Raw genomic sequence first — 24,990 nt, 5'->3', positions numbered from 1 at the left:
CAGAGCCAGCGTTCTTATCGTTCTTCTCATTTTTCAGGCTTTCACAATGTTGCTCCAAAAATCGACGGGCAGCAGGTGGACGGTTTTGGCCATCCTCGCGGGCCGTCGTTCCGGTGGTGTTGCGGCGGTGGTCGTCCGGTCGAGCCACGCCCCCAAGCGCTCGTGCAGGCGGGTCAGCAAGCCCGTGGTCAGACGTCCCAGCGGGGGCGCCTTGTCGATCGCGCCCATCTCGTAGGCCATCTGGTGCGCCCAGAGCGTGCCGAGCGGGCGAATGATCTGTGTCGCCAGCCATGACCGGCGCATCAGCCGAACATAAGGCCGCGCCCAGGCGTAGTAGGCACGGGCGGCTTCTGGGTTGGCGTGATACTTGTAGTACCGCAGGTCGGCAGCGTAGATGTGCCGAGGCAGGTAGCCCTGACGGTATAGCTCGCCGCAGATGATCTTGCCGCTGCTTCCGCCGCCGCCACCGCCAGACCCGCAACTGCCGCAGTTACCCACGGCCGTGCCGAAGCCCGCGCCCGCGGCCATGGCTTCCGCATGGGTTCCGAAATCGCCGATGCCGTCGCCGTCCGTATCGACCCCGCCCATCGCGCCGCCGTCGCCGTCGCCGCCACCACTGGAAAGCGACATCCAATGGCTGACGCCGTCGCGACCGGGCGGACCCATGTCCCCCGGCTCGCCTTGTGGACCGCGCAGGGAAGCCACGGACAGGCAGGTGTCGCCCATCAGCACCCCGCCGCCATCGCCGCAGGTAACCATCTCCGGGATCGGCGTGGCCTCGAACTCGTTCAGGACGCGGGTGGTGGCGCTGAGATCGTCGGCGACGTTGGCGCGCATTGCGGTCATGCAGAGACACTGCCCCTGCATCATGCCCCCTCCGGTGCGGTTCAGGCCGCTTTGCGCCAGGGCGGGCGTGCCCGCCAGAAACGTACTGCCGGCCAGGGCGCAGACGAGGACATGCTGGAAACGGCTCACGGACATATGGCGTCAACTCCTCTTGGGCCTTGCGGACCGGTCGGCCCCTGCGGGCCGCGGAAATCCTCGACACTGATGCAGCCATCGGCGTCGGCCGTTGGATGCCCGCGCACCCACACCCTCTGCCGGGCCGCGCAGGTTTCCATCTGGGCGACATCCTGGGCGTAGCGGTTGATCCGGTCCAAATGGCTGTTCAAGGTCCTGATATCCTGCTCGACGAGCATGACCAGGTTGCTACCGGCAGATCCGCACGCGCCGCCGGTCGCCGTCCGGGCAACCGGGCTTTGGGCATGCACCGTCACGGGCAGGGCGCAGCAGGCCAGGAGGATTGCGGGCGCGCAACGGCTCAACGGAAGCATGTGATGTTCCTCCCCGGTTCGCCACGAGAGCCTTGAGCGCCTTGCGGACCTTGCAGTGTGCGCGTGTCGAGACATCCGGCGCCATCGGCCAGGGGATGGCCGGGCACGTAGACCCGTTCGGCCTGTTGACAGGCGAGGAAGGGTGCGATGCGCGCCTCCAGATCGCGCGCGATGGCTTCAATGTTTTCGCGGATGGGGCGGGCTTCCGCCAATCTAGCGGTGATGCGTTCGCCGTAATCCCGACAGATCGAAACGTCGGAGGCGGAGCTGGATTGCGGGTGCGCGAGACAGGCCGGGATCATCGCCAGGAACAGGGTGATCGCTTTTTGCCGTCCAGTTCTCAACCTCATCCAATCTTAAATTTTGTAATTGATATCAAGTGAGCGCGGGTAATTATTGTTATCATACAATATTTATTGGTAGGAATTTGCATTAATAAAATTGCGCGACAGCGAATATTTCCTCCTCGTCTAGCGGATTGGGGGAGGTTTCCCCCTCGTTTCAGCCCGCGAGCCGTCTTCCACTACCCCCTCTGCGGGGCGGCCCCGCAACGCCCCCTTCGCCGCCCCATCGGGACCCGCGCTGTCGCTGCCCGATGCGGCGGCAGCGGACGGCCCTTCGGGCCGGAGCTGATCCTGTGATCGCGCCTTGGCGCGATACCCTCTTCTGCCAGCTTGTGCCGACCCCGCCGGGCTTGCCCAAGGTCGCCGTCCGGCCTGCCCGCTCCATTCGGGCGGCTGACGCCGCCCTCCCGTGTTGGCCGGATGCCCCCTGACGGGGCGGCTCCCTTGGAGCCCGTCGGATGTCGGCGCGCCGCCGCCAGCCTCAATCCAAGCACGTCCTCTCCCTCCACCGTCTGTCGTCGCTCGCCGCTGGGCAGAGGGTAATGCGCGGGGCGTGGGTGTCCTTCGCAGCCTTGAACGACTGAACGGAGGACTTCGGCCATGAGCCAGACCAACATCACTTCAGACCATCGCAGCGCCTTCGAGGCGCTGACCAGCGGCGAATATTCCAACTTCGCCCTGTTCTCCTGCTTCGCGGACGGCCAGCCCGCCGCCGCCATCTGTGCGGTGACCGAGCAGGCGGGCGAATATCTCATCCGCCCGCTGTTCGTGTCGGTGACCGACACGATGCGCCTGTCCGACCATGACGGACGGGAGGCAGCCCAATGATGCCGCTTCTCACGCCCGAGCAGCGGGCGCGCATGCTGGCCAATGGTCGCGCCAATGCCGAGCGCATGGCGGATGACGGCAACACCCAAGACTTCTGGCCTGTGGTGAAGCTGTTCTGCCCGTGGGGAGCCGCCACGTGGCTTCTCTCGGAGATCGACCCCGAGGACGAGGATATCGCCTTCGGCCTGTGTGATCTGGGCTTCGGATGCCCTGAACTGGGCAGCGTGCGGCTCTCCGAGCTTGCCGCCATCCGTGGCCCCGCCGGGCTGACCATCGAGCGCGACCTTCACTTCAAGCCGACCAAGAGCCTGACGGCCTATGCCGCCGAGGCAAACGAACACGGGCGCATCCGCGCCTGACACCCCGCGCCCGCGTCACGGCGCGGGCGCTCACCCCATCGAAAGGAACCGAACCCATGACCATCGAAACCATCCCCTTCTCGAAACTCGCCCTGACCGAGGGCGCGAACCCCCGCCGCAGCATGGACGCCGCCGCCATCGAGGGGCTTGCCGCCTCGATCAAAGCGGACGGCCTGTTGCAGAACCTTGTCGTGCGCCGCGACGGGCGGAAGTTCCGCATCGTTTCGGGCGAACGGCGCTGGCGCGCGCTCGCCCTGTTGGTGGAGCGCGGCGACATCGGGAAGGACTATCCCGTGCCCGTCGAGGTGCGCGCCGATCTGACCGAGGCCGACGCTTTGCGTCTGGCCACCGTCGAGAACATCCAGCGCGAGCAGCTGCCCCCGATGGACGAGGCCGAAGCCTTCGCCCTTCTCTTAGGCGCTGGCGCGAGCCTTGAGGACGTGGCCGCGAAAGCGGGCGTGTCGGTCTTGACCGTCAAGCGCCGCGTGGCGCTGGCGAGCCTCACCGACGAGGTGAAGGCGTTTGTGCGGGAAGGGGAGATTTCCCTTGCCGCCGCCGAGGCGCTGACGCTGGGCAGTGCCGAGCAGCAGCGCGCCGTCATCGAGCGGCTGGACAGCGGCTATCGCTACGATGCCGACGACATCCGCGACTGGCTGACGGGCGAGAAGCCCGCCGTGGCGCTGGCCATATTCCCGATGGAGCAGTACGACGGCACCGTCACCGCCGACCTGTTCGCCGACGACGACAACACCTTCTTTGACGATGCCGAGCAGTTCTTCCGCTTGCAGTCGCAAGCGGTCGAGGCGCTGGCCGCGCATCACCGCGAGGCGGGTGCCGCCTTCGTGGACATCCTGACCGAGAGTTACGCCGCATGGTGGCAGTATCGGGAGGCCGATGCCGAGGCGGGCGAAACGGGCGGGGTAGTGATCCACTTCAAGCCGTCAGGCCGTGTCGAGGTGCGGGAGGGGCTCGTGCGCCGCGAGGTGCGCCCGAGTGTGGCCGAGGACACCGCCGACCATCCCGCCGCGCCCAAGGAGAAGCCCGAATACACGGGAGCGGTCATCCGCATGGTCGCCGCCCACAAGTCGCTCGCCGTCATGGCGGTGCTTCTGGCGAACCCCCGCAAAGCGCGGGAGGTGGCCGTGGTGACGATGCTGAACGCCTGTGACTGGACGGCGCGGGCGCGCCTCGATGCTCACCCCGCGCTGGGGCATTTCGCGGGCGGGGATAGCCAACCCGAGACCTACGCCAAGGTGGAGGGTGTGGCGCAGGCGGTGATGGAGGCGCTCGACATCGCCGCCACACTCACCAGCCGCTATCCTGCGCCCGACCGTGGGGCATGGGAGACGCTCTTGCGCCCCCAGAAGGAGCCGCTCGCGCTCTACGAGGCCGTGACCGCCCTCGATGATGCCGCGCTCGATGCGCTTCATCTGCTTCTGACCACGCTGACCTTCGGTCAGGGCAACATGGACGCGCTGGACGGGAGCGCGAGCCTGTTCAACCGCGTGGCCACCGATCTTGGAGTGTCGATGCGGGATCATTGGTGCCCTGACGAGGCGTTCCTGACCCGCCGTCGCAAGGATCAGTTGGAGGCCATCGCCAAGGAGACGGGCGCGGTGACGCGCCTCGGGGCGCTGAAGGATTACAACAAGACGCAGCTTGCCGCTGCCCTTGCCCGTCACTTCGCGCGCTGCGCGGCGGATGACAAGCTGATCACCGCCGACCTGAAAGCCCGTGCCAATGCGTGGCTGCCCGAGGCCATGCGCTTCGGCGGGGTGGAGGAGAGCGGCGACATGGCCAAGGCCGAGGACGTGACCGAGGTCGAGGCCGATGACGCGGTTGGCGACGGTTTCCCCACGCCCGCCGTCGCCGAGGACGTGCAGCCCGCCCAAGCGGCCTGACCCGTCCTGCGAAGCCCGCCCGCCATGGGCGGGCTTCGTTCCTTCCTCAATTCGTCAATTCTTCATCCGACAGGTGTCCCATGCCCACCATCCTTGGCGCGTTCGCGCTCTTTGTCCTCGCCGCCTACATCGCCCACGTCACGGGCAATCCCGAGAACTTCCTCTGGACGATCGTCGCTGTGCCCTTCGTCCTGCCCATCACCGCCATCGTGCTCTGGATCATCGGCAAGCTGCTGGCTGCGTTCCGTGGCCCGCCGCCGTCACCCTGACGGTCAGGGAGCCATCGCCATGCCGATCATCGTGACCCTCGCGCCCATCAGTCTCGCCGCCTTCTTCAGCACCCGAACCGGCAGCGCCGACGCCTTCATCGCGGTGCTGGTCGTAGCGCCGCTGGCAGCCTTGGGGCTGTTTTATGTCCTGCTCGTGGTCGGTTGGATTGTCCGGGCGATCCGAAGCGGGTCGAAACCCCGCTGACCGAAGATCCCGTGTGCCGCATCGAGGACGGCGCTGCCAAACACCGACCCACAGCGCCGCCTCGCTCCCGTCAGGGGGCGGGGCGGTTTCCCGTTGCGCAAGTGATGCGATCCGGCCGGAGGCCGTGAGGGGACGGAGGCCGATTGGCCGCGTGTCAGGTGAAGGAGGCCGAGGTCGCCAGCGCGTCTTGCCTCTGTTTGGCGCGGATCAGCCGCCCGCTCGCGTCCTTTCCTCTCATGGCCACATCTGAGCCCGTCGCCCGGCCCCGCAACGGCGCGCGGTCGGTTTCTTCCCCTGCGGCTGCGCCGCATTCCTCGCGGGCGCTGCGCTTCAAGAAACAGCCCGCTTGCCGTCTCCCACTGCGTTCCGCCCTGCGGGTGCGGGTCCGTGCTTCGACGGTCTCTCTCATGGGCCATGGAAAGGTCGCGATGGGCGCGACCGCCAGAACCAAACAAAGGAGACTTTCATCATGGCAACCATCGGCACCTTCACCAAAACCGACAGCGGCTTCACCGGCACCATCCAGACCCTCGGCGTCAAGGCCACCAAGGTCGCGATCACCAGCGTCGAGAAAACCGCAGACGCCGCCCCCGACTTCCGCGTCAAGGCGGGCGCCGTCGAGATCGGCGCGGCCTGGCACCGCACCTCCAAGGGCGGCAACGAGTACATCTCGGTCAAGCTGGACGACCCGAGCTTCGCCGCCCCGATCTACGCCAACCTGGTCGAGCAGGACAAAGGCTTCGCCCTCATCTGGAGCCGCTGACCGCAGGCGACGCCGCCCGCCCCAACGGCGGGCGGCGCTGCCTCCCCGATAGTTTAACGAATTGACGAATGGACGATTTCATCATGATCACTTTGACCGACATCCATCTGCAACGCCTGCACGCCGAGGCCGCACGCCTCGCCGAAGACGCCGATCGCCGCCTCGCCACCGCCGAGGACAGCGACGATCCCGACGACTGGGATGCGTGGAAGGAAGCCGACGGCATCGCCACGGGCTTCAGGCTTGCCCTTCAGGAGCTTGCCCGCGAGGCTGCCAACCCTGAGCCGACGCCGCCCGCGCCCGCTCTCAGCTACGACGACTGGCGCGACGCCTATCGGCCCGTCTCGAACACGCTCCGCACCAATGCGCCATTCGACGGCTGCATGTTCGAGACCTTCGGCCCCGAACTCGACGCCGTTCGTGCGGCCGACCCGGCTTGCGTCTGGACGCTCGTCAGCAGCGATGACGACGACGGCCTCTACCTTCTGTCCGGCTTCCACTTCGTCAACCGCCTTGGCTACCTCATCACCGAGCGCCCATGGCAGGGCGACGGTCAGCTCGACATCCGCGTCGACTGACGGTGCGTTCCGCCCCCGTCGCTTCGGCGGCGGGGGCTTTTCGTGTGTCCCATCGGTGGCTCTTCGGCGGAGAGCGCAGGCATTCAGTCCCGATTCCTTCCGGTCGGTTGCCCGTCCTTTGGAGGTTCCGCATCCCTGGCAGGCGGCGCCTTGCCGTCCATGACCTGCCCGCGCCAGCGGGTCGGTGCCCCGCCCGTGTTGGTCAGGACGGCGGCGGCTCATGCCGCCCGCCCTTTCGGTCGCGTCCGTCAGGACGCGCAACCAACGACCGAAAGGAGACCCTCATGGGACTGGATATGTACGCCTTCACCACCGCCGAGCCCGTCACGGCCGAGGTGGACTTCACCACCGAGACCGCCACCGAACTCGCCTACTGGCGGAAGCACCCCAACCTGCATGGCTGGATGGAACAGCTCTATCGCGCCAAGGGCGGCACGGACGCCGACTTCAACTGCGTGAACGTCGCTCTCGACGCGGACGACCTCGATCGACTGGAGCGTGACATCCGCAATCAGGCGCTGCCACACACCGAGGGATTCTTCTTCGGCACAACTCGCCCCGACGAGATCGACCTCGACCTCGCCTTCATTGAGAAGGCGCGCGCGGCCATCGCCGAAGGGAAGACGGTGTTCTACACCTCGTGGTGGTAAGCGCCACGTGGAACGAGGCCGCCCTCGCCAAGGGCGGCCTCGACCGCGTTTTCCGCCAGTATCCCCTCGACGGACGCGGTGTCGGCTGGCGCGGCATGCGCCGCCGTCATGCGGTCAGACGTGGGCGGCTCCCATCGGGCTCCGCTGGCGCGACGCTGCTTCTGACAAGTGGCGTCTGCGAGGCGCGACGTGGCGAGCTGGCCCCGGCACAGGCGTCGGTCGGCCGACACGGGTCTTATGGCGGTGACGGTCACCCCGGCGACTGGCGTCCTCACGGTCAGCGGGTCGGTGGTCGGGCATGCAGGGCGGGGCTTGCCACCTTCCGAGGCACGCGACCGATGCGGGCCTTCCAACTGGGCAAACTGGCGTCGGCGGCGTCCGACGCAACGGCGCTGCCCGACTTTCTTCCCCGGCGCCGATGGCGCCTTCCTCGCGGTCGCTGCGCTCCAAGAAAGACGGGCCTCGCCGTCTGCCGCTGCGCTTCGCCCTTCGGGTGCGGCTGGACGCCTTTGCCGACGCCTCACGTTGCCCATGGAAGGCCGCGGTCGCGGCCACAGCAACGGAAGGAGGCAAACCATGAACACCCTGCACACCATCGACACCGACTACGAGCTGACCTGGGACGAGTTCCTGATCACCGTGGAGGACCTGCTCCTCATCGAGACCGGCGCCGACCTAGCCGACGACGACTACGCCACGGTGCTCGCCGCCTTCGAGCGCGGCCTTAGCCCGAACGGCTGTGTCATGAGCATCATCGACGCCCGCCGCCCGTTCGACGCGCGCGAGCACTGGTTCCACGCCGCTTGACCGGCTGCGATGGCGCCCCAGCCCCGTCGGGTATCCCGGCGGGGCTTCGTCGTGTTCGGTCACTGCTGCCATCGGGGAGCAGCGGCGACTTGCGGGCGCTTGAGCACCACGCGGTCGCCGACAATCTCGACATAGTCGAGGTTGATGAGCTGTTCGAGCGCCTCGGCAAATGCGTCACTTGTCCAGCCATCGGTACAGGCCCCCTTCCAGACGGCGAACACTTCCGCTGTCCCGTCAAGCGTGTACTCCTCGATGCGTTTGAGCAGGGCTGCCGCCGAACGTTCCGTCATGCCGTCGCCTCCGATTGATACATGTGCAGGGGCTTATGGGCGCGGTCGGCAATCGCCGCCTGACGGGCGGCCGAGACGGCGCTGACGTGCCTTCGACCACCCGCCGGCGCTGTGCCGGGTTTCGGCGGCGTCTGTTGTTGGTGGCTGTGGGCAGGTGTTGTGGCTTGTGGAGAAGGGCGATTGCGGTTAGTATCGCGTTGTCCATCACTGGCATTAAGTGTCTGACCTGTCAGTCCGAATCCACTCCACCCTGTGGACCGACCCCATAAGCGGGGGAGGGTTTTCGTGTCACAGGGGGGAGGCAAGATGGATGTTGGTCTACAAAAATGCCTGACGGGCGGCCTGCGGCCCGCCCCTCCGCTTGCCCCTGACGGGGACGACCGACGGCATTGTTTGTCGCCCAACAGGCCCCGCATTCGAGCCCCTGCCGGGGTCTCAAGCGTCGCCATCTTGCCTCGCCATTCGGCCCTTCGGCCTCAAGGGAGGGAGAGTCACGGCACCCTGAGTCTCCCCTTCCGGGACCGTTGAACGGATAGGCACCGGCATGGCAGGACGCAGACCCAAAGCCCCCGAGGACCGCCGCGACGTCGTCGCCCGCATCCGTCTGACCCGCGCCGAGCAGCGTGCCATCCAGCAGCGTGCCGTCGAGGCCGGCGTCACCTTTGCCGACTATGTCCGCGAGACAGCGATGGGCCGGAAGCCCCGAGCCAAGCCGGCGAAGGCGAAGGCCATCGAGGACGTGTTTTACGAGCTGGGGCGGATCGCCAACAACCTCGCCCAGCTCGAAGCCGCCACCGGGGACGAGACCTATCGGCCGTGGGCGGTTTATGTCGGCAAGGAGATGGTCGAGCGCCTGACCGACCGCGCCGACCTGGCGTCGGTCCTCATGAGCCACGTCGAGGCCGTCAACGGCATCGGCCACCTGATCAACAGCCTCGCCCGTCGCGCCAACTCCGGGAAGGAGATCGACGATGCGGAGCGCGACGAGGCGCTCACGATCCTGAAGGACGTGCTTGCGCCGATTCACAAGGCCGTCGCCAAGGGGGCGAAGGGACGGGAACCGGAGGGCAAGCCCGGCGGGCCGGAGGGGAGCGATGCGCTTTAAGGTGCCCGCCCGTCAGCCGGAGAGCTTCCGGGGCTCCGCACTCTATCTCGCAGGCCAGATCAAGGGGCTGTCGCCCGACCGGGTGGAGTTCGTCGAGACGCGCAATCTTTTGACCGACGACCCGCGTGCGGCGGCGGCCGTCATGGACGCGACGGCAGCGAAATCCGTCCGCTGCAAGCAGCCAGCCTATCACTTCATGATCACCTTCGACCCGAAGGACGCGACGGCGGGGAAGGTGACGCCGGAGGTCAAGCGGAAGGTCGCGCAGCAGGTCATCGAGCGGATGGGGCTGACGGAGCACCAGCTCCTCGTCTACAGCCACCGCGACACCGATCACCCCCACCTGCATTTTCTGGTGAACCGGGTGCATCCCGAGAAGCATGTCGCCTACGACCGGCACCAGGACGGGCGGCGGCTGACCGGCATCGTACAGGAGCTGGCGCAGGAGCACGGCCTCAACATCCTGCGCAACCGCGAGTACGAGCGCCAGCTCGGCCGGGACGTGGTGGAGGACTTCGGCCCCACCGTCTCCGACGCCGAATACTGGCAGGCGCGGCGGGAGCAGCGCGAGGCGCAGATCCCCTTCGCCAAGGACGACATCGCCGACCTGCGCCGCCGCTTGAAGGACGACTTCATCCGCGCCCGCGATTGGGATGACCTGACCCAGCGGCTTGCCGACAAGGGCGTCACCCTGGAGCGCAAGGGGCAGGGTCTGATCCTGACCGACGGGGAGCGTTTCGCCAAACTCTCCGACATGGGCAAGGGGGTGCGCTTCCACGCCCTGGAGGAACGCTTCGCGGAGAGCTTCGACGACCACATGGCGCGGCAGGCCGCGCGCGTTGCGCAGCGGGAGCGGGGCAAGGAGGAGCCGACACCCGACACGTCGGGCATGGCCCCGCCCGAGCGGCGCACGGTCGAGGGCATGTTCGCCGAGGAGCCCGACCGCGACCCGGCCGAGGCGGCGGTGCGACGGTTCGACGAGGCCGACATGGATTTCCGCTACTGGGGCCAGATCGAGGCGTCCTATCGGTCGGCCGCCGGCAAGGTGCGCTATGCCGAGCGCCAGCAGTCCTTCGCCGAAAAGCAGGTACCCCGCGACGAGGCATGGCTTCAGAAGCGCGACCGCAGCCTCGATGACATTCTCGGCAAGGTCTACCGGGATGCCGCCAAGGCCCGCACCCTCTGGGACGACTTGGAGGAAAAGGTCGGCATCCGTGATGCGGAGCGCATGATCGAGAAGGACCCCTTCATCCTCGGTGCGGTGCGCGGCACGCGCTTGGGCGACACACGGACGGCCGACCGCAAGGAGGCCAAACGCTACTACCGCTACATCATCGAGCGCCGCCGACGGTGGCGTGACGCCAAGAACCGGCTGGAGCACACCCGTTCGGAAATCGAGCAGGCGCGGCGGCGGGTGAAGCAGGCCGTCCGCGATTACGAGATGCTACAGCAGATCGCCGGCAGCCCGCAGGTGCTCCGCGAAACCATGATGGAGAAGATCAAGGCGCGGGCGCGGGCGCTGTCGCGCGTGACCGAGAAGGCCATCGAGCGCAGTCGCCTGTCGGACGAGCGGCGGGAGCAGCTCCATAGGGCATGGCGTCTGGCGAAGGAACGGCGCCTTGAGCGGGACCGCAAACGCGAACGAGGCCGAGCGTTCGGGCTCGACCTGACGCTGTTCGATAAATGAGGCTTCCTACCGCGCGGCTTTTGCATCGCAGGTGCCGAACCGGTTGGTAGGATTGAGAGGAACAACAAAAAGGGGAGCAGCGTATGCCCAGCAAGAAGAAGGTCACCGCCGCGAACTCGGCATTTCAGATCAAGGTTCAGATAATCGGCATTGAGCCGGAAATCTGGCGTCGCATCATTGTTCCGGGCACGCTGACACTGCGGGAACTTCACGCCGTCCTGCAAGGGGCCATGGGCTGGCAGGACTACCACCTGCACATGTTCGAGATCGAGGGAAAGCGCTTCGAGGTGCCGGAGAACGACAACCTCGGGCCGGAAGACGGATATGCGGACGAGCGGAAGCAAACGCTGGCGAAAATCCTCACAAAGGGAATGGAGTCCCTCTACGTCTACGATTTCGGCGACAACTGGAAGCACCTCATCACAGTCGAGGATGTCGCGGCGCCCGCTTCAGCGCGCCATTTCATGCCGCGCTGCATCGCTGGCGAGCGCGCATGTCCGCCGGAGGACTGTGGGGGCGACTATCGCTATCCGGAGTTTGTGGACGCGCTGGCCGATCCCGACCACCCGGAACACCGGGACATGGTGGAGTGGGCGGGCGGTTTCGAGCCAGAGGTATTCAGTCTGTCGCAAGCGAATGCGCTGATTGGTGCGCTTTGTACGTTATACGCGGAACGAGGTTGGGGCTTCCGTCAGCCATGACCGGCGTGGACCTGGCGTACCCCGCTGGCCCACATCTGCATTTCCTGGCCGATTATTCGTAGGCGAACATCTGTTGAAGAAGGTCGGCGACCTCGCGACAACGCGGCTCCGGCAGGCGCCCGAGATGCTTGGCGAGCCGCGCCTTGTCCACGGTCCGTATCTGGTCGAGGACCACCTGTCCCTTCTTTCGCTGAAAGGTGACATCGACACGGCTCGGGTAGTCCCGCCGCACGGAAGTCATGGGAGCAATGATGACCGTCCGGATGTGCCGGTTCATTTCGTCCGGCGAGATGACCAGGCAAGGTCGGGTTTTTTTGATCTCTGACCCCAGTGTGGGGTCGAGGTTGACCAGATATACGTCGTACCGCCGGACATCCGCTACCACTCCCATTCCTCCTTGTCCCAGTCATGCTCCATCGTATCGGGGATAAGCAGGGCATCGTCCTCGGCGGCGGCCATCTTCGCGAACGCGCCGTCCCAGCCATCGCGGGTGCGGCGGGCAGGCGCCAGCACGACAATGCCGTGCTCGACGCGCATCTCGATCTGCTCGCCGAAGCCGCATTCCTTGATGACCGAGCTTGGAATCCGCACGCCTTTGGAATTGCCGATCGGAACCAGGTTCACTTTCATTGCTGTATCCTCCTATGTAATCACAATGTAATTACTATGGTCGAACATGTCAATGGTTCGAGAGTCCCCGTCCAAGAGGCTACAGCCCATCCCCCGTCCAGAAGGGGATGCCGTTCCGGCGGTCGTGCCAGCCGATTGAAAAGCCGACGACGGTCTCACGTTTGGCCGTGACCGCGATTGCGGTACAGCGTCGGATGTCGGTGTTTCTGTCGGCGCGAGCTTCCGTGGCGTTGTAGAGGCCAAGAACGACGCTGCCGTTTTGCTCTTCGAGCGCGGCGCGAACCTGATCCAGAGAGCGCGCTTCGTCGCAACGCGGCAGTTCCATTGTGTGACCGTGCGCATCGCGGTGCAGGAACATTGCTAGCGGAATAGCCCACACTGCGGCGAGGAGAAGCGCCAAGAAGGCATATCCGCCAATATCGTGATTGAACGATTTCATTCTTTCATCCTTTCGTTATTTCATCATGTCGGCGGAGATGAGCGCACCGGGATCGTCCCCGGCTGCTTCCATACGCCAGGGCGTCCAGCGCCCCTTGAAGGCGCGCTCCTCGAAGTAGCGGAGCTTCTGCGCGAGGATCGGCCGGCAGCCCTGCACGAACAGCAACTGGCAGCTCTCCGGCAGCAGCATGATTTCCGACGGCGCGAGCAGCGGCCGGCCGATCTCGCTGTGTTGCTCGCTGTAGTTCGAGGCCAGCCCGAGCCATGGGAACCGCCCGCTCTTGCCGCCGCTGGAGACCTTCACGGTGCGTTGGCCGAGCATGGCCGAGAGCAACAGCGCCGTCTGATCGTCCTGAACGTTGAAGGCTTGCCGCACCGCGCAGTTGGCGATCATCGAGCGCCACTTGCGATAGGTCTTCTGGAGCTGGTCGAGGTCCTGGACGAACAGCCAGAGGTGCGCCCCGTAGCCGGCCAGGTAGCCGATACCGTCCTCGATCGGCCGCATCGGCCCAAGCGCCGGTAGCTCATCGAGCAGGAACAGCACCGGATGCCGAGGTATCCGCTTGTTCCGCGTCATCGCGGCTGTGGTGAGGCCCACCATCAGGCGCAGGAAGGGCTGATAGACGGAGACGTACTCCGGCGGGATGATCAGGAAGACCGACATGACGCCGTTCTTCAGGTCTTCCAGCCGGAAGGTGGAGCGGCTGGTGATCGCCCCGAGCTGGGGGCTGTCGAAGACCTCCGTGCGCGTCTGCGCCGTCGAGATGACGGCCGAGCGCTCCTTGTCCTCTTTCTGCGAGAAGCCTTGGGCGATCCGCTGCACGATGGGGTGCTTGGCATCGGCCATGCCGGCGAGCACGCCGTCAAAGCCCCCGCGCGACCGCATGAGCAGGACCCGCAGCTCGCGCAGGTTCCGGCGGCCGGGCGGCAGGTCATGGGCGATATGAAGCAGCAGGCCGGTGACGAGCACCCGTGCCTCACGCTCCCAGTGGTTCGGCTCATGGTTTTCAGGCGCGACGATCATTTCTGCAATCAGCCGGGCATCGTCCACGTCGTTGACCGTGCCCGCGCGGATGAACTCGATCGGGTTGTAGCAGGCGCTTTCGATCTCGGGATCGAACGGCGCGAACGCATGTACCGGCCCGAGCGTGCCGCGGTGTCGCGCTGTGATGCGGTAGTTCTCGCCCTTGATGTCCGTCACCACCACCGAGCCCGGATGGTCGAGCAGGTTGGGGATGACGACACCGACGCCCTTGCCCGAGCGGGTCGGCGCGAAGGTCAGCAGGTGGCCCGGCCGGTCGAAGCGGACGAAGCGGCCGCCCTTCTTGCCGAGGATGACGCCCCGTGACCGCAGGCCCGCGCGGCCGATGTCGGCCGGGGTCGCAAACGCGGCCGTGCCGTGCGCGTCGCTCGGTCGGCGGTAGAGGCGATAGGCGAAGAAGAGGATGCCGGCGAAGGCGATGCTTCCCGCCGTTCCCAGCACAAGCAGCCTGTCGGTGCCGACGGTGAGGTTGTCGATGAGAGCCCACATCAGCGCCGCGATCAGCAGGCAGATAGGTAGCTCGAATAGGGCGAATCTGGCGAGACGCCATAGCAGACGAAAATGTCCCATAGCACACTCCTTGGTGTTTACTGTTCCCAAGGGCTTATGGAACGGGTGCCGATTTATTTGGCTGACGTGTGGTAATTCGTCTCGATTGAGACAATAATGGAAGTGTTGCCGACCTCTTCAGCACATTCCAGACAGTGTGACTGTTCCCAGGGGGTCGGCAACGCCTTCCTGTGTTTCATATCGGAATTGCATGCGGCTTACATAACCTGTGAATGTTCACAGGTTGTAGTCCGTCATCATTTCTCTATATGACGAAATCGTCCTTGTGTTATTTCGTCATCCACGCCGCTGCTTCACCAGATCGAAGCCTTCGCGCAGCAGGTCCACCATCGAGACGCCGTGCACAGCCGCGTAGGCTTTGTACTCGCGGTGAAACTCCGGGCTGACCTTGAAGTTGAGCGGCTTCTGGGCGCCGCTTTCCGCGCGGTCGAGATTGTGCACGACCTGCATCGGTGCGGGCGGCAGACCTTTGCCATTGCGACGGGGAGGGAGAATCTTCGTCATCCTATGCCGCCTCCCTGTCGGTGCGCGTCTGGATGATGTCGGCCAGCTCCTGGGCGATGGCCGCCGCGCGTTCGTTGAGGGAGGCAAAGCGGGTTTCCGTCGGCGCGCGGCCTTCGTCGCTGGCCCGGCGGAAGCCTGTCTTCTCCGGCAGTACGTTCGTCAGATGCCGGTATCCGGCCTGCCGCACATAGGCGCTGGCCTCCGCAAGTTCGGGTTCGCTGTCGCCGACGCGGCAGAAGGCGACGGCGATCCTGTCGGCCGGCACGCCTTTCTTGGTCAGCTCATGGGCGAGCAGCACGGTCGGTTCGAGATCGTCCAGCGCGAGTCCGGTCGGCAGCACGACGAGCGTGCTGGCCTCGGCAATCTGGTGCGTGCCCATGGTCGCGTGCGGCGGGCCGTCGAGGATCATCAGGTCGTATCCGGCCGCCGCCTTCACGGCCTGGCCGACGGTGCCGAAGCGTTCGACCGCGACCACCAGCTCGACGCTGCGCTGAAGGCGCCGCGCCTGCCAACTGAAGCTGGTGCCCTGCTGGATATCGAGGTCCGCGATCTTCACGTTCCATCCGGCAAGCGCGTATTCGCGGGCGATCAGCCGCGCCAGCGTGCTTTTGCCGACGCCGCCTTTCTGGGAGATGGTTCCGATGAAAAGAGTCATGTCCATCCTTTCTTGTTCTTGTTTCTGGGCTATGACGAATTACAGAAATGATGACATACACATTTCGTTAATTCACGAATTTTCGTTCAACTTCATAAGTATTCACCAATTCACATGAGAGGAACGTCAGGACATTCGATCGACCGTCATCGGCTTTCTGGATCATATCCGCGACGTGGAGGACGTTGCGTCGCTTGAGGTCGCGTTCTCGAAATCGCTCTGGGATCTGGGCTTCCGTGAGTGGGCGTATCAGGTCATTCGCACGGACGCGCTACCGGACGAGAAGCCGCTCATCCTGACCACCTTCCCCGACGCCTGGTACAGCCACTACATCGACAACGGCTATCACCGTGTCGATCCCGTCATCCTGAACGGCCCGTCGCAGGTAGCTCCCTTCACCTGGAGCGCCATGTCCTTTGGTATCGAGCCGTCGCCCGAACAGGCCCGGCTCTTTGCCGAAGCGACCGAGTTCGGGCTGGGCGAGGGTGTCGGCATTCCGATCCACGGCGCCCGCGGTTCGCTCGCGATGGCATCCATGGTGTCCGATCACGGCGCGAACGGCCTCACCCGGCTGATGTCCACTGTCGGCCAGGACGTGCACCTGATGTCACTCGCCTTTCACAACCACGCCCGCGAACTTCTCGCCCTTGGCCGTTCAGGCCGGACCACCGTCAGCCTGACGCGACGGGAGCGCGAATGTCTCCTGTGGATTGCGGCCGGGAAGTCCGCCTGGGAAACCTCCCGCATCCTCGGCATCTCTGCCCGGACGGTCTATTTCCACCTCGACAACGTCCGCGCCAAGATGGGCGTGACCAATGTCTACCATGCGGTCGTCAAGGCCATCATGGAAGGCATGATTTCCCCGTGAAACCGCTTTACTCGCCAGTAACCTGTGACGGTTCACAGGATGGCAGTGCGCGCAATCTCTGGCTGAATGCTCCCAAACAATTTGGGAGGGAAGCCATTGCTTCACATCATATCGAAAGAGAACGCGCACCTGCATTGGGATGCGCTCGCGTCCATGCATCAGCTCCGCCGGAGCGTCTTCCGGGAGCGGCTTGGCTGGGATGTCACCGTCGTCAACGGGCTGGAACTCGACCAGTTCGACCTGCCCGACGCGCATTACCTGGTTCACACTGCGCCGGACGGCCGTGTGAACGCCTGCACGCGGCTCCTGCCGACGACAGGCCCGTATCTGCTGGCCGACGTATTTCCCGACCTGGTAGACGCCGACATGCCGCGCGCCCATGACATCTGGGAGAGCACCCGTTTCTGTGCCGACCAGGCCACCGCTCCGGGCAATATCGCGGCCATCCTCATGGCCGGGATGCTGGAGTTCGGCCTGTTCACCGGGCTCCGCGCCTATGTGTCGGTGTCCGACATCCGCATGGAGCCGATCATGCGCCGTGCCGGCTGGAACCCCATCCGCCTTGGCAGGACCATGGAGACCGGCACCGACACGGCGGCGGCCGAGTGGTTGGAGGTATCGCCCGAATATCTGGCGCGTGTACGCAAGCGTGCCGGCGCGACGGGCTCCGTCATCGCCAACCTTGCCGAGCTTCGTCAGGAAAGGGTTGCGGCATGACGCACGATACCGAATGGCCGGCATCCTCGCCGCATAGTGGTGAGCATCCGTCCCGCATTGAAGCCAATCGGCTCGCGTGGTGTATCCGGTATCTCGCCGACGAAGCCCGTCGCAGCGGATTCGACGAGACGGCGGCAGCGTTGGAGGCTGTAGAACTACCTCGCAAAAACGACCGTTGTTGATGGTGCAAATGTTTTGAGAAGGGCGGAATGTGTTTCCGCCCTTCTGTATTTCTCAGAACTGTGCATCGAAATCTGATACACTGGCTGAGTTCAATTTACGGATTTTGAGAGAGTGAATATTGGTTACGCCCGTGTATCTACCGCAGAACAAAATCTGACGCTTCAGACCGACGCCCTTGCGGCGGTGGGGTGCGAACGCGTCTTCGTCGAGACTGCCTCCGGTGCGCAGCGCGACCGCCCCGAGCTTCAGCGTGCGCTCGACTTTATGAGGCCCGGCGACACGCTTGTCGTTTGGAAGCTCGACCGCCTAGCCCGGTCCATGCGCCAGCTCATCGACACGGTGGAGCTTCTCCAGGCGAAGGGCATGGGCTTCCGCTCCCTCACCGAAACCATCGACACGACCACCGCCGGTGGCATGCTCGTGTTTCATGTATTCGCCGCCTTGGCGCAGTTCGAGCGCGCCATGATCCGCGAGCGCACAAGGGCGGGGTTGGAAGCGGCTCGCGCCCGAGGCCGCAAGGGCGGTAGGCCGCGGAGCTTGACCAACAAGGACCTTGCGATTGTCAAGAGTATGCTCCGCGATCCGGATATCACTATCGTCGACGTAGCCAGGAAGCTCGGTGTCTCGCCAGCGACCCTTTATCGTCAGCTTCCGGGTGGACGCAGCGCGATCAGCGAAGGCATGGTGTAGCGGTTCCAGATACGCATTACGTTTGGGAGAGAGAACCGCGAGGCGACAATAGCCGAATCTGTTAGACAGCCACTTCCATGCCGCCACTCACAAGCTTGGAGAGAGCCCGGTCAATAAGATCGATGGCGTCCTCAATGTCTTGATCAGTCGTTTGTCGCCCGACGCTAAAGCGAATGGATGCCTCCGCTTGCGCGGCCGAAAGCCCAATCGCTCGTAGTACATGCGACGGTTCCGGGATGCCGCTCGTGCATGCGGAACCCGTTGAGGCGGCGAGCTTCGGCTGAAGGGCTGCCAAGATGTCGCTCGCGGAGAAGCCATCAAATCGAACGTTGGCGTTGCCTGGATGCCGGTTTGCGAGATCGGGACCATTCAGTGCCGTCCTCCACCGCAATCGGCCGAGACCGTTGACCAGCCGATCCCGCCGCCGGCGCAACACAGGAGTAACCTCGGCAACAGTTGACCGAGCAATCTCCGCTGCGGCACCCATGCCTACGCATAGTGGCGTCGGAAGCGTCCCGGAACGCAGGTACCGTTGCTGTCCGCCACCGTGAATGATCGGATGAAGGCGATCTTGCAAGCTATGACGAACGAAGAGAGCCCCAATGCCCTTGGGTCCGTACATTTTGTGACCTGACAAACTTGCCATATCGACGTGCTCGGAAAGCATCTTTAAGTCAACGACTCCCGGTGCTTGCGCACAATCGCAATGGAAAACTGCGCCAAATTCTGTCAACAATTCGTGAATTATTGTTATGTCCGAAATAGTACCAATCTCATTATTTATAAGTGCGATAGAGACAAGAAGAACATCATCAGATAACTTATCTTTGAGTGCCTTTAATGAAAGAGCGCCTTCGACATCCACGGGAAGCAGTTCCACTGTGAAGCCAAGCCGCCGTTGTATTTCTCGGGCTGTGGCGAGAACGCTCTTGTGTTCGGTGGCGCTGACGAGAATGCGATTGCGTTTTCCGTTCACGGCGCTTTGAGCGAGACCGAGGAGAGCGAGATTGTTGGCTTCGGTCGCGCCGGATGTGAACACGATCTCATCCGAATCCGCACCGATGAGGGCGGCGACGTTGCTCGCCGCAGCCTCAATCGCCTGAGCGGCGTTCCATCCCAAGATATGATCGGCAGAGTGAGGGTTGCCGAACGCATCGGCGAAGAACGGCATCATTTGCTCTAGGACGCGGCGATCCGTCGGCGTGGTCGCTTGATGGTCCAAATAGATCGTGTTGCCGACCCTCATTCAGATTCAAACCCCTAGGAGTTGAGAGGCGAGGCAGGCCCTCGCAGCCGCTCCCCCTGTTTCTGGAGCCTTCCTCCAGCTTTTAATTGACCCTACCACATCCGCTGCGATATTGTCGACCTGGAGGAATCATCCAGGTGCCGAAAGGGGGCGGCGATGGCAAGGGGGCCACTTTTTGAAGACGACTACAAGCATCAGTTCTCGGGCCACGAGACATTCCCCCTGCGCTATGGGTGGTTGAAAAAGGCATTCGACGCCGTTGCCGAGACGGAAGGCGGCGAGGAGAATAAGAGCGTTTTTTTGGGGGATGATGCCATCGCCCGGTTCGGCGTCGGCAAAAACATGGTTGCCTCGATGCGCCATTGGGCGACGGCGACCGGCATTATCGAGGAGCCTCAAGGTTCGCAGGTCATCCATACTGCGGGGCTTGGTCGAAAGCTGTTTGGGCCGGATGGCCTCGATCCCTACATGGAGCACCCCGCCACGTTGTGGCTTTGCCATTGGCAATTGGCTGCCTTGCCTGCGAAGACGACGTGGTTTTGGGCCTTCAATCATTTTCCCGCCATCACTTTTGATCGTGACGGCCTTGCTAAGGGGCTTGAGCGCCTCGCCAAGGATCGTGCGTGGATGAGAGTGGCGGGCGCGACCATCAAGAACGATGTCGCTTGCTTCGTCCGCACCTATGTTGCACAGCGCCCGACCGGGCGCTCTGGCAACGATGATGCTCTAGAGTCCCCACTGACCGAGTTGGGGCTGATCAAGGCGGTTGGCAAGCGTGACAATTTCCGCTTCGTTCGTGGCCCGAAGTCCACGTTGGGCAATGGCGTCTTCGTCTATGCCCTGCTCGATTTCTGGTCCCGGCATTCATCGGCGGCTACGTTGTCGTTCGATGCCATCGCTCACGAGCCGGGTGGGCCTGGCCGAGTTTTCCTCCTGGACGAGAACGATGTTGCTGACCGCTTGGCGGAGTTGGACGACGCCACGCGCGGCGCTTTGAGGTGGTCGGAGGCAACCGGCTTGAGGCAGGTGGTGCGCGACGCGAGGCGGACGGTTGCCGATCCCATATCCTACATCGACATGGACTACGCCGCGTCTGCACGGCAGGAGGCGGCTTGATGTTGTTGAAGGACAGAATCCATATTGCCCGCCGCTTCCTTCGTGCCATCCGCATTGACACGGATTTGGGCGATCCCAAAGCGCTTGAAGGCTTCATCTGTCCTCAGACATCTGCGGACGTTCTGCTGGCCATGGCCAAGCACGTATCCGAGACAGGGCAGGGCGCGTTCACATGGACCGGCCCTTACGGCAGCGGTAAGTCGAGTCTGGTGGTCGCGCTGGCCGCGCTCCTGAATGGAAACCCCGGGCTACAGAAGCAAGCGGCCAAAGTCTTCGGCCGCAAAGTTACGGATGCCGTTTGGGGTGCGCTGCCGACCGGAAACAAGGGATGGCGGATCATTCCCGTTGTCGGAAGGCGTGAGCATCCTGTTCGGGTCATTGGAGAGGCGTTAAGCGCCGCCGGTTTGGTCAATCGGCAACCACGCGGCGGCTGGACCGAAATCCAGCTCATCAAGGCCATTACGGAAGCTGCCGCCCAAAATCCCAGGAGTCACGGAGGCGTTGTCGTCTTTGTGGACGAAATGGGTAAGTTCCTAGAGGGGGCTGCCCAAGAAGGGTCGGACATCTACGTTTTCCAGCAACTCGCAGAGTTGGCTGCCAGGAGCAAAGGGCGCCTTCTGATCGTTGGCGTCCTCCATCAGGCGTTTGAAGAGTATGCGCACCGTCTCTCCCGAGAGATGCGCGACGAATGGGCCAAGGTCCAGGGCCGTTACATCGACCTTGCCGTAAACACGGCCGGCGAAGAGCAGATAGACCTTATCTCACGCGCGATTGAGTCGGACCGCCGCCCCGGCAAACCCGGTAAGGCTGCCCAGCTCGTTGCGTCGTTAGCGCGCGGCGGCCGGCCGGTCGAAGCCGAGAGCCTTGCTTCGATGCTGGAGAACTGCTGGCCGCTGCACCCGGTGGTCGCTTGTCTCCTCGGTCCCATCTCGCGGCGGCGCTTCGGCCAGAACCAGCGAAGCATTTTCGGCTTCCTTAACTCGGCTGAGCCGCATGGCTTCCAGGATTTCGTGAACCATTCGGCCGACGATACCCTCTACGGGCCGGACCGGCTTTGGGACTACCTCCGGGCCAACCTGGAGCCGTCCATTCTTGCGTCGCCCGATGGACACCGATGGGCGCTTGCTGCCGAGGCGTTGGAGCGCTGCGAAGCCATCGGCGGGGACGCCTTGCATATCCAGTTGCTCAAGACCATCGCCGTTGTCGATCTCTTCAAGGAACGCTCCGGATTGGTGCCGAGTTTCGAGCTGCTCCATGCCTGTTTTCCGGCAATCACGGAAAAGGCGTTGCGCCAAGCGCTCGAACAGCTCGGGAAATGGTCGTTTACGATCTTCAAGAAGTTTCTCGACGCTCACGCGATCTATGGCGGCAGCGACTTCGACATCGACCAAGCGGTGCGCGCGGCGCTTGAGGAAGTCGACGAGATTGACTTCCCCGCATTGAAGGTGCTCGCCGGCTTGCAGCCCGTATTGGCCAAGCGCCATTATCACGAAACGGGTGCGATGCGTTGGTTCGATGTCAACATCAGCCCGCTCCGCGAGCTTTCAGCCCTCGCTTCGAGCTACGAAGCGCGCGATGGGGCCATCGGCCAATTCCTTCTGGCGATCCCCAGCGAAGGGGAGACCGAAGCCGTTGCCGGAAAGCTCTGCCGTGAGGCTGCCCGCCACAGCGATAAGTGGGATGTCGTCGTCGGCATCTCGAATCGGTCGTGGTCGATAGTACCTTTCGCCCGAGAACTGCTGGCGCTGGACAGCGTGCGCCACAACCATCCGGAGCTAGCAGGTGACCCCGTCGCTCGTAGGGAGGTTGACGCGCGCATCGCGTCGGTAACAGGTCTGCTCGAATTGGAGTTGCACAGGGCATTTGACGGCGCCCTTTGGTATCGCAAGCATCATGAGCCCAAGGCTTATCGTCATGCCGAGCTGAATAGTCTGGCGTCCGAGCTTGCTCATCGTCGCTTCAACCAGTGCCCCAAACTCCACAATGAGTTGCTAAACCGCCAGAAGCCGTCGGCAAGTGCCATCTCGGCACAAAACACACTTCTCCGCCAGATGGTGATCAATGAAGGCCAACCGCGCCTTGGGATAGAGGGCTTTCCGGCGGAGGGAGGATTGTTTGCCTCCGTCCTGGAGGCGACGGGGCTTTATGCGGCGGATGGTAAGGGGTGGAAGTTCCGTGCGCCATCGTGCGGGGAGGATGACAAGTTTGGGCTAGGCCCCATTTGGGCTGCGGCTTCCGAGTTCATTCAGTTGAATGAAGGTAAGATCGTCAAGGTTTCCGAAATCTATAACGTGTGGCGCCAGCCCCCGTTCGGCGTCAAAGACGGTTTGATGCCGGTGTTGGCCGTGGCGTTCATCCTTTCCCAGCGCGATAGCATTGCTGTGTACCGTGACGGTGTTTTCCGTTCGCGTTTCGACGATGTAGACGTGGACTATCTCTCGAAAGACCCGACCATCATTCAACTTCGGCGGATGAACCTGTCGGAGATGGCCCAGAAGCTCCTCTCACGGATGGCTGAAATTATTCGTGATCTTGGAGCGGAAAATAGATCGATACACCTTGAGCCAATCGACGTGGCCAGGGGGCTCATCAGTATTTACGAACAGCTTCCGCAGTGGACGAAGCGCACCGGCCGCCTGTCTCCCAACGCGCTGCGTGTCCGCGACTTGTTCAAGCGCGCCCGCGATCCGAACCAATTTCTCTTCGATGATCTGCCTGCCGTGGTTGGAGCGGGTGAGCTTACAACCGACCAGGCTCTTCAGAGAGTTGTGACCGAAGTGCGGCAGGGTTTGGGGGAGCTTGCTCAGGCTTATCCCTCGATGCTTCATCACCTGCGCGACGCCATGCTTGGCGAGCTCCAAGTGCCCAACATCGCGCCGCAAGCATTGGCTGCCCTGCGCGAGCGAGCCGAGAATATCAGGCAGCTCGCAGGAGATTTCCGTTTGGAAGCTTTCGTCGGCCGCCTGTCCCAATTCAATGGAAGCGACGAGAGCTTCGAGGGGATTGCGAGTCTTGCGGCGAATAAACCTCCGAGAGACTGGGTTGATCCCGACTTGGATAAGGCGGCCATCGACTTGGCTGACCTAGCCCAACAGTTCCTGCGCGCCGAGACGTTTGCGCGCGTCAGAGGCCGTCCGGATAAGCGGCAGGCCATAGCCGTGGTCATCGGAATGCAGGGTGGCCGGCCGACCCCCATCCTTGAGGAGTTCCATGTAGCGGATACCGATCGTTCCGCGATCGAGGATGTGATCGTGCGCGTCACAGCCGCATTGGAGCAGGCGGACACCACGCAACGCAATCTTATCCTCGCGGCGTTGGCGGAAATCAGTGCGCAGTACATGGCGAGGCCAAGCCAATCAAAGAATACCAATAAGCGGAGGGCTTCGACCTGATGGCGGCGTCGGAGAAACACGTCCTCGGTCTATCCGGCGGGCGCGATAGCGCTGCTTTGGCCGTGTACATGCGTCAGAACCATCCCGAGCTGGACATTGAGTACTTCTTCACCGACACCGGCAAGGAGTTGGAGGAGGTCTACGAGTACCTCGGGCGTCTTGAAGGTTTCCTCGGGAAGCCTATCCTACGGCTCAATCCGGACCGAGACTTCGATTTTTGGCTCAAGCAGTACAACGATTTTTTGCCGTCCCCTCAAACCCGATGGTGTACGCGCCAGCTAAAGCTCCGCCCATTCGAGCGTTGGCTGCGGCCGATATTGGATGAGGGCACGAAGGTTTACAGCTATGTCGCCATTCGCGCAGATGAGGAATACCGCGAAGGCTACACCTCAAAACATGACAACCTGGTGGTCCGACTGCCTTTCAAGGACGCCGGCATCGACAAACCTGGCGTTCTGGAGCTGTTGGATGCTGCGGGGCTGGGGCTGCCAACGTATTACGCCTGGCGCACGCGAAGCGGCTGCACTTTCTGTTTCTTCCAGCAAAAGATTGAGTGGGTGCGTTTGATGGAAGTGCATCCTGAAGCGTTCGAGGACGCTAAAGCGTACGAGAAGAACGCTGTCGAGCACGGCTCGCCTTTTACCTGGAGCCAAGGTGAATCCCTTGAAGAGCTATCGCGGCCAGAACGCATTGAGCAGATCAGGCAGGATCACGCCCTGCGCCTAGAACGTCTTCGCTCCAAGCTTCAGCCGAACCCACTTCGGCCTGATAATGAGCCATTGGATATCGACGACCTGTACGGGCAGGCGAAAGTCTGCCTCGCATGCCATAAATAAGAAACGTGGACGCACATGCCGGTAATGGATAACGACGACTTCAAGATCCTCGATGATTTCGCAAACCAAGCCAACGATGAGCTTGGCCGGTATCGCGTTGAAGTCATTTTGGCGCCCGATAACTTGAGCAGAAATGATTATGCCTTGGCTCAGTTAGAGTCCGTTTGGAAAATCAGGGATGAGCTGTTCTGCGTAGCAGGTTTCCGCCCATGGCGACGAGGATCATGGCATGAGAGACGTCGATGCGCTGCTCATAGTCGCGCACGAGGCGTCGCCATCGGG

30 protein-coding genes and 1 pseudogene are annotated in these 24,990 nt (G+C 63.4%); 19 read left to right on the top strand and 12 right to left on the bottom strand.

Going from position 1 to position 24,990, the window contains the following annotated elements; genetic code table 11:
• Nucleotides 1-33: 33 nt before the first annotated feature.
• From TSB10GB4_RS03620 to TSB10GB4_RS03610, 3 genes are read right to left on the bottom strand one after another with little or no spacing between them, the layout of a single operon-like run.
• On the bottom strand, nucleotides 34-981 hold the full coding sequence (locus tag TSB10GB4_RS03620) for a hypothetical protein (RefSeq protein WP_186394599.1): 948 nt from the start codon (nucleotides 979-981) through the stop codon (nucleotides 34-36).
• The gene (locus TSB10GB4_RS03615; RefSeq protein ID WP_186394598.1) at nucleotides 972-1,334 is read right to left on the bottom strand and encodes a hypothetical protein; all 363 of its coding nucleotides are present in this window, start codon (nucleotides 1,332-1,334) and stop codon (nucleotides 972-974) included. The genes TSB10GB4_RS03620 and TSB10GB4_RS03615 overlap by 10 nt, the downstream gene beginning before the upstream one ends.
• Nucleotides 1,322-1,684, bottom strand: coding sequence for a hypothetical protein (locus tag TSB10GB4_RS03610; RefSeq protein ID WP_186394597.1), 363 nt, complete (start codon nucleotides 1,682-1,684; stop codon nucleotides 1,322-1,324). The genes TSB10GB4_RS03615 and TSB10GB4_RS03610 overlap by 13 nt, the downstream gene beginning before the upstream one ends.
• Before the next feature lie 594 nt (nucleotides 1,685-2,278).
• Between TSB10GB4_RS03610 and TSB10GB4_RS03605 the strand changes: the two genes are divergently transcribed.
• The 9 genes from TSB10GB4_RS03605 to TSB10GB4_RS03565 all read left to right on the top strand — a co-directional run bounded on the left by TSB10GB4_RS03605 (nucleotide 2,279) and on the right by TSB10GB4_RS03565 (nucleotide 8,038).
• Nucleotides 2,279-2,506 carry a hypothetical protein gene (locus TSB10GB4_RS03605; protein WP_186394596.1) on the top strand — a complete coding sequence of 76 codons (228 nt, stop codon included), beginning with the start codon at nucleotides 2,279-2,281 and terminating at the stop codon, nucleotides 2,504-2,506.
• Nucleotides 2,506-2,865, top strand: a complete 360-nt coding sequence (locus TSB10GB4_RS03600; protein ID WP_208984406.1) for a DUF2958 domain-containing protein — start codon at nucleotides 2,506-2,508, stop codon at nucleotides 2,863-2,865. Before TSB10GB4_RS03605 ends, TSB10GB4_RS03600 begins: the two co-directional genes overlap by 1 nt.
• 56 nt (nucleotides 2,866-2,921) lie before the next feature.
• On the top strand, nucleotides 2,922-4,766 hold the full coding sequence (locus TSB10GB4_RS03595; RefSeq protein WP_186394594.1) for a ParB/RepB/Spo0J family partition protein: 1,845 nt from the start codon (nucleotides 2,922-2,924) through the stop codon (nucleotides 4,764-4,766).
• 80 nt (nucleotides 4,767-4,846) lie between these two features.
• Entirely contained in the window at nucleotides 4,847-5,035 is a 189-nt protein-coding gene (locus tag TSB10GB4_RS03590; RefSeq protein WP_186394593.1) for a hypothetical protein, read from the top strand.
• A gap of 19 nt (nucleotides 5,036-5,054) precedes the next feature.
• Nucleotides 5,055-5,240 (top strand): hypothetical protein, encoded by a 186-nt coding sequence (locus tag TSB10GB4_RS03585; protein ID WP_186394592.1) that lies wholly within the window; start codon nucleotides 5,055-5,057, stop codon nucleotides 5,238-5,240.
• Nucleotides 5,241-5,709: 469 nt separating this feature from the next.
• Nucleotides 5,710-6,003 carry a DUF736 domain-containing protein gene (locus tag TSB10GB4_RS03580; RefSeq protein ID WP_023433005.1) on the top strand — a complete coding sequence of 98 codons (294 nt, stop codon included), beginning with the start codon at nucleotides 5,710-5,712 and terminating at the stop codon, nucleotides 6,001-6,003.
• A 68-nt stretch (nucleotides 6,004-6,071) separates the two neighbouring features.
• Nucleotides 6,072-6,581, top strand: coding sequence for a hypothetical protein (locus tag TSB10GB4_RS03575; RefSeq protein WP_186394591.1), 510 nt, complete (start codon nucleotides 6,072-6,074; stop codon nucleotides 6,579-6,581).
• A 284-nt stretch (nucleotides 6,582-6,865) separates the two neighbouring features.
• Nucleotides 6,866-7,231, top strand: a complete 366-nt coding sequence (locus tag TSB10GB4_RS03570; RefSeq protein WP_186394590.1) for a phosphoglycerate kinase — start codon at nucleotides 6,866-6,868, stop codon at nucleotides 7,229-7,231.
• 576 nt (nucleotides 7,232-7,807) lie between these two features.
• Nucleotides 7,808-8,038 carry a hypothetical protein gene (locus TSB10GB4_RS03565; protein ID WP_208984403.1) on the top strand — a complete coding sequence of 77 codons (231 nt, stop codon included), beginning with the start codon at nucleotides 7,808-7,810 and terminating at the stop codon, nucleotides 8,036-8,038.
• Between the two features lie 59 nt (nucleotides 8,039-8,097).
• Here TSB10GB4_RS03565 and TSB10GB4_RS03560 read toward each other — a convergent pair whose 3' ends face one another.
• Nucleotides 8,098-8,328, bottom strand: a complete 231-nt coding sequence (locus TSB10GB4_RS03560) for a hypothetical protein (protein ID WP_186394589.1) — start codon at nucleotides 8,326-8,328, stop codon at nucleotides 8,098-8,100.
• Between the two features lie 544 nt (nucleotides 8,329-8,872).
• Between TSB10GB4_RS03560 and TSB10GB4_RS03555 the strand changes: the two genes are divergently transcribed.
• From TSB10GB4_RS03555 to TSB10GB4_RS03545, 3 genes are all read left to right on the top strand, one after another.
• The gene (locus TSB10GB4_RS03555; RefSeq protein WP_186394588.1) at nucleotides 8,873-9,433 is read left to right on the top strand and encodes a hypothetical protein; all 561 of its coding nucleotides are present in this window, start codon (nucleotides 8,873-8,875) and stop codon (nucleotides 9,431-9,433) included.
• Entirely contained in the window at nucleotides 9,423-11,120 is a 1,698-nt protein-coding gene (locus tag TSB10GB4_RS03550; RefSeq protein WP_186394587.1) for a relaxase/mobilization nuclease domain-containing protein, read from the top strand. The genes TSB10GB4_RS03555 and TSB10GB4_RS03550 overlap by 11 nt, the downstream gene beginning before the upstream one ends.
• 83 nt (nucleotides 11,121-11,203) lie before the next feature.
• Nucleotides 11,204-11,821, top strand: coding sequence for a plasmid pRiA4b ORF-3 family protein (locus tag TSB10GB4_RS03545; protein WP_186394586.1), 618 nt, complete (start codon nucleotides 11,204-11,206; stop codon nucleotides 11,819-11,821).
• A gap of 52 nt (nucleotides 11,822-11,873) precedes the next feature.
• Here TSB10GB4_RS03545 and TSB10GB4_RS03540 read toward each other — a convergent pair whose 3' ends face one another.
• From TSB10GB4_RS03540 to TSB10GB4_RS03515, 6 genes are all read right to left on the bottom strand, one after another.
• Nucleotides 11,874-12,212, bottom strand: a complete 339-nt coding sequence (locus TSB10GB4_RS03540) for a type II toxin-antitoxin system PemK/MazF family toxin (protein WP_041375362.1) — start codon at nucleotides 12,210-12,212, stop codon at nucleotides 11,874-11,876.
• Nucleotides 12,200-12,451: an AbrB/MazE/SpoVT family DNA-binding domain-containing protein gene (locus tag TSB10GB4_RS03535; RefSeq protein WP_186394585.1), complete on the bottom strand. Its 252-nt coding sequence runs from the start codon at nucleotides 12,449-12,451 to the stop codon at nucleotides 12,200-12,202. Before TSB10GB4_RS03535 ends, TSB10GB4_RS03540 begins: the two co-directional genes overlap by 13 nt.
• A 79-nt stretch (nucleotides 12,452-12,530) precedes the next feature.
• Nucleotides 12,531-12,890, bottom strand: coding sequence for a hypothetical protein (locus TSB10GB4_RS03530; RefSeq protein ID WP_186394584.1), 360 nt, complete (start codon nucleotides 12,888-12,890; stop codon nucleotides 12,531-12,533).
• 15 nt (nucleotides 12,891-12,905) lie between these two features.
• Nucleotides 12,906-14,501, bottom strand: coding sequence for a type IV secretory system conjugative DNA transfer family protein (locus TSB10GB4_RS03525; RefSeq protein ID WP_186394583.1), 1,596 nt, complete (start codon nucleotides 14,499-14,501; stop codon nucleotides 12,906-12,908).
• A gap of 276 nt (nucleotides 14,502-14,777) precedes the next feature.
• Nucleotides 14,778-15,005 carry a hypothetical protein gene (locus TSB10GB4_RS03520; RefSeq protein WP_186394609.1) on the bottom strand — a complete coding sequence of 76 codons (228 nt, stop codon included), beginning with the start codon at nucleotides 15,003-15,005 and terminating at the stop codon, nucleotides 14,778-14,780.
• 1 nt (nucleotide 15,006) lies between these two features.
• Nucleotides 15,007-15,660 (bottom strand): ParA family protein, encoded by a 654-nt coding sequence (locus tag TSB10GB4_RS03515; protein ID WP_186394582.1) that lies wholly within the window; start codon nucleotides 15,658-15,660, stop codon nucleotides 15,007-15,009.
• Between the two features lie 175 nt (nucleotides 15,661-15,835).
• On the opposite strand from TSB10GB4_RS03515, the gene TSB10GB4_RS03510 reads away from it, so the two are divergent.
• From TSB10GB4_RS03510 to TSB10GB4_RS03495, 4 genes are all read left to right on the top strand, one after another.
• Nucleotides 15,836-16,528: a LuxR family transcriptional regulator gene (locus TSB10GB4_RS03510; protein ID WP_186394581.1), complete on the top strand. Its 693-nt coding sequence runs from the start codon at nucleotides 15,836-15,838 to the stop codon at nucleotides 16,526-16,528.
• 153 nt (nucleotides 16,529-16,681) lie between these two features.
• On the top strand, nucleotides 16,682-17,245 hold the full coding sequence (locus TSB10GB4_RS03505; protein WP_244296462.1) for an acyl-homoserine-lactone synthase: 564 nt from the start codon (nucleotides 16,682-16,684) through the stop codon (nucleotides 17,243-17,245).
• On the top strand, nucleotides 17,242-17,427 hold the full coding sequence (locus TSB10GB4_RS03500) for a hypothetical protein (protein ID WP_186394580.1): 186 nt from the start codon (nucleotides 17,242-17,244) through the stop codon (nucleotides 17,425-17,427). Before TSB10GB4_RS03505 ends, TSB10GB4_RS03500 begins: the two co-directional genes overlap by 4 nt.
• 112 nt (nucleotides 17,428-17,539) lie before the next feature.
• Nucleotides 17,540-18,118: a recombinase family protein gene (locus TSB10GB4_RS03495; protein ID WP_186394579.1), complete on the top strand. Its 579-nt coding sequence runs from the start codon at nucleotides 17,540-17,542 to the stop codon at nucleotides 18,116-18,118.
• A 61-nt stretch (nucleotides 18,119-18,179) separates the two neighbouring features.
• Here the strand turns inward: TSB10GB4_RS03495 and TSB10GB4_RS03490 are convergent, their stop codons facing one another.
• Complete coding sequence (locus TSB10GB4_RS03490) at nucleotides 18,180-19,364, bottom strand: cysteine desulfurase family protein (RefSeq protein ID WP_186394578.1); 1,185 nt, start codon at nucleotides 19,362-19,364, stop codon at nucleotides 18,180-18,182.
• A gap of 156 nt (nucleotides 19,365-19,520) precedes the next feature.
• Here TSB10GB4_RS03490 and TSB10GB4_RS03485 point away from each other — a divergent pair, with 156 nt between their 5' ends.
• The 3 genes from TSB10GB4_RS03485 to TSB10GB4_RS03475 are packed head-to-tail and all read left to right on the top strand — an operon-like array spanning nucleotide 19,521 to nucleotide 24,708.
• Nucleotides 19,521-20,480 carry a DUF4007 family protein gene (locus TSB10GB4_RS03485; protein ID WP_186394577.1) on the top strand — a complete coding sequence of 320 codons (960 nt, stop codon included), beginning with the start codon at nucleotides 19,521-19,523 and terminating at the stop codon, nucleotides 20,478-20,480.
• Entirely contained in the window at nucleotides 20,480-23,872 is a 3,393-nt protein-coding gene (locus TSB10GB4_RS03480) for an ATP-binding protein (protein WP_186394576.1), read from the top strand. Before TSB10GB4_RS03485 ends, TSB10GB4_RS03480 begins: the two co-directional genes overlap by 1 nt.
• Nucleotides 23,872-24,708 carry a phosphoadenosine phosphosulfate reductase family protein gene (locus tag TSB10GB4_RS03475; RefSeq protein ID WP_186394575.1) on the top strand — a complete coding sequence of 279 codons (837 nt, stop codon included), beginning with the start codon at nucleotides 23,872-23,874 and terminating at the stop codon, nucleotides 24,706-24,708. The genes TSB10GB4_RS03480 and TSB10GB4_RS03475 overlap by 1 nt, the downstream gene beginning before the upstream one ends.
• Before the next feature lie 172 nt (nucleotides 24,709-24,880).
• On the opposite strand, the pseudogene TSB10GB4_RS03470 reads toward TSB10GB4_RS03475, so the two are convergent.
• Nucleotides 24,881-24,990 (bottom strand): annotated as a pseudogene (locus TSB10GB4_RS03470) (IS5/IS1182 family transposase); the annotation flags it as partial.

Source organism: Stappia sp. TSB10GB4 (genome assembly GCF_900185745.1).
Taxonomy (GTDB): Bacteria; Pseudomonadota; Alphaproteobacteria; order Rhizobiales; family Stappiaceae; genus Stappia.
This window is presented reverse-complemented; position numbering and strand designations above follow the sequence as displayed.

What these genes read in the sequence shown, in the direction of transcription:
- TSB10GB4_RS03620 (WP_186394599.1), bottom strand. Translation starts at nt 981, where the DNA reads ATGTCCGTGAGCCGTTTCCAGCATGTCCTCGTCTGCGCCCTGGCCGGC.
- TSB10GB4_RS03615 (WP_186394598.1), bottom strand. Translation starts at nt 1,334, where the DNA reads ATGCTTCCGTTGAGCCGTTGCGCGCCCGCAATCCTCCTGGCCTGCTGC.
- TSB10GB4_RS03610 (WP_186394597.1), bottom strand. Translation starts at nt 1,684, where the DNA reads ATGAGGTTGAGAACTGGACGGCAAAAAGCGATCACCCTGTTCCTGGCG.
- TSB10GB4_RS03605 (WP_186394596.1), top strand. Translation starts at nt 2,279, where the DNA reads ATGAGCCAGACCAACATCACTTCAGACCATCGCAGCGCCTTCGAGGCG.
- TSB10GB4_RS03600 (WP_208984406.1), top strand. Translation starts at nt 2,506, where the DNA reads ATGCCGCTTCTCACGCCCGAGCAGCGGGCGCGCATGCTGGCCAATGGT.
- TSB10GB4_RS03595 (WP_186394594.1), top strand. Translation starts at nt 2,922, where the DNA reads ATGACCATCGAAACCATCCCCTTCTCGAAACTCGCCCTGACCGAGGGC.
- TSB10GB4_RS03590 (WP_186394593.1), top strand. Translation starts at nt 4,847, where the DNA reads ATGCCCACCATCCTTGGCGCGTTCGCGCTCTTTGTCCTCGCCGCCTAC.
- TSB10GB4_RS03585 (WP_186394592.1), top strand. Translation starts at nt 5,055, where the DNA reads ATGCCGATCATCGTGACCCTCGCGCCCATCAGTCTCGCCGCCTTCTTC.
- TSB10GB4_RS03580 (WP_023433005.1), top strand. Translation starts at nt 5,710, where the DNA reads ATGGCAACCATCGGCACCTTCACCAAAACCGACAGCGGCTTCACCGGC.
- TSB10GB4_RS03575 (WP_186394591.1), top strand. Translation starts at nt 6,072, where the DNA reads ATGGACGATTTCATCATGATCACTTTGACCGACATCCATCTGCAACGC.
- TSB10GB4_RS03570 (WP_186394590.1), top strand. Translation starts at nt 6,866, where the DNA reads ATGGGACTGGATATGTACGCCTTCACCACCGCCGAGCCCGTCACGGCC.
- TSB10GB4_RS03565 (WP_208984403.1), top strand. Translation starts at nt 7,808, where the DNA reads ATGAACACCCTGCACACCATCGACACCGACTACGAGCTGACCTGGGAC.
- TSB10GB4_RS03560 (WP_186394589.1), bottom strand. Translation starts at nt 8,328, where the DNA reads ATGACGGAACGTTCGGCGGCAGCCCTGCTCAAACGCATCGAGGAGTAC.
- TSB10GB4_RS03555 (WP_186394588.1), top strand. Translation starts at nt 8,873, where the DNA reads ATGGCAGGACGCAGACCCAAAGCCCCCGAGGACCGCCGCGACGTCGTC.
- TSB10GB4_RS03550 (WP_186394587.1), top strand. Translation starts at nt 9,423, where the DNA reads ATGCGCTTTAAGGTGCCCGCCCGTCAGCCGGAGAGCTTCCGGGGCTCC.
- TSB10GB4_RS03545 (WP_186394586.1), top strand. Translation starts at nt 11,204, where the DNA reads ATGCCCAGCAAGAAGAAGGTCACCGCCGCGAACTCGGCATTTCAGATC.
- TSB10GB4_RS03540 (WP_041375362.1), bottom strand. Translation starts at nt 12,212, where the DNA reads ATGGGAGTGGTAGCGGATGTCCGGCGGTACGACGTATATCTGGTCAAC.
- TSB10GB4_RS03535 (WP_186394585.1), bottom strand. Translation starts at nt 12,451, where the DNA reads ATGAAAGTGAACCTGGTTCCGATCGGCAATTCCAAAGGCGTGCGGATT.
- TSB10GB4_RS03530 (WP_186394584.1), bottom strand. Translation starts at nt 12,890, where the DNA reads ATGAAATCGTTCAATCACGATATTGGCGGATATGCCTTCTTGGCGCTT.
- TSB10GB4_RS03525 (WP_186394583.1), bottom strand. Translation starts at nt 14,501, where the DNA reads ATGGGACATTTTCGTCTGCTATGGCGTCTCGCCAGATTCGCCCTATTC.
- TSB10GB4_RS03520 (WP_186394609.1), bottom strand. Translation starts at nt 15,005, where the DNA reads ATGACGAAGATTCTCCCTCCCCGTCGCAATGGCAAAGGTCTGCCGCCC.
- TSB10GB4_RS03515 (WP_186394582.1), bottom strand. Translation starts at nt 15,660, where the DNA reads ATGACTCTTTTCATCGGAACCATCTCCCAGAAAGGCGGCGTCGGCAAA.
- TSB10GB4_RS03505 (WP_244296462.1), top strand. Translation starts at nt 16,682, where the DNA reads ATGCATCAGCTCCGCCGGAGCGTCTTCCGGGAGCGGCTTGGCTGGGAT.
- TSB10GB4_RS03500 (WP_186394580.1), top strand. Translation starts at nt 17,242, where the DNA reads ATGACGCACGATACCGAATGGCCGGCATCCTCGCCGCATAGTGGTGAG.
- TSB10GB4_RS03490 (WP_186394578.1), bottom strand. Translation starts at nt 19,364, where the DNA reads ATGAGGGTCGGCAACACGATCTATTTGGACCATCAAGCGACCACGCCG.
- TSB10GB4_RS03485 (WP_186394577.1), top strand. Translation starts at nt 19,521, where the DNA reads ATGGCAAGGGGGCCACTTTTTGAAGACGACTACAAGCATCAGTTCTCG.
- TSB10GB4_RS03480 (WP_186394576.1), top strand. Translation starts at nt 20,480, where the DNA reads ATGTTGTTGAAGGACAGAATCCATATTGCCCGCCGCTTCCTTCGTGCC.
- TSB10GB4_RS03475 (WP_186394575.1), top strand. Translation starts at nt 23,872, where the DNA reads ATGGCGGCGTCGGAGAAACACGTCCTCGGTCTATCCGGCGGGCGCGAT.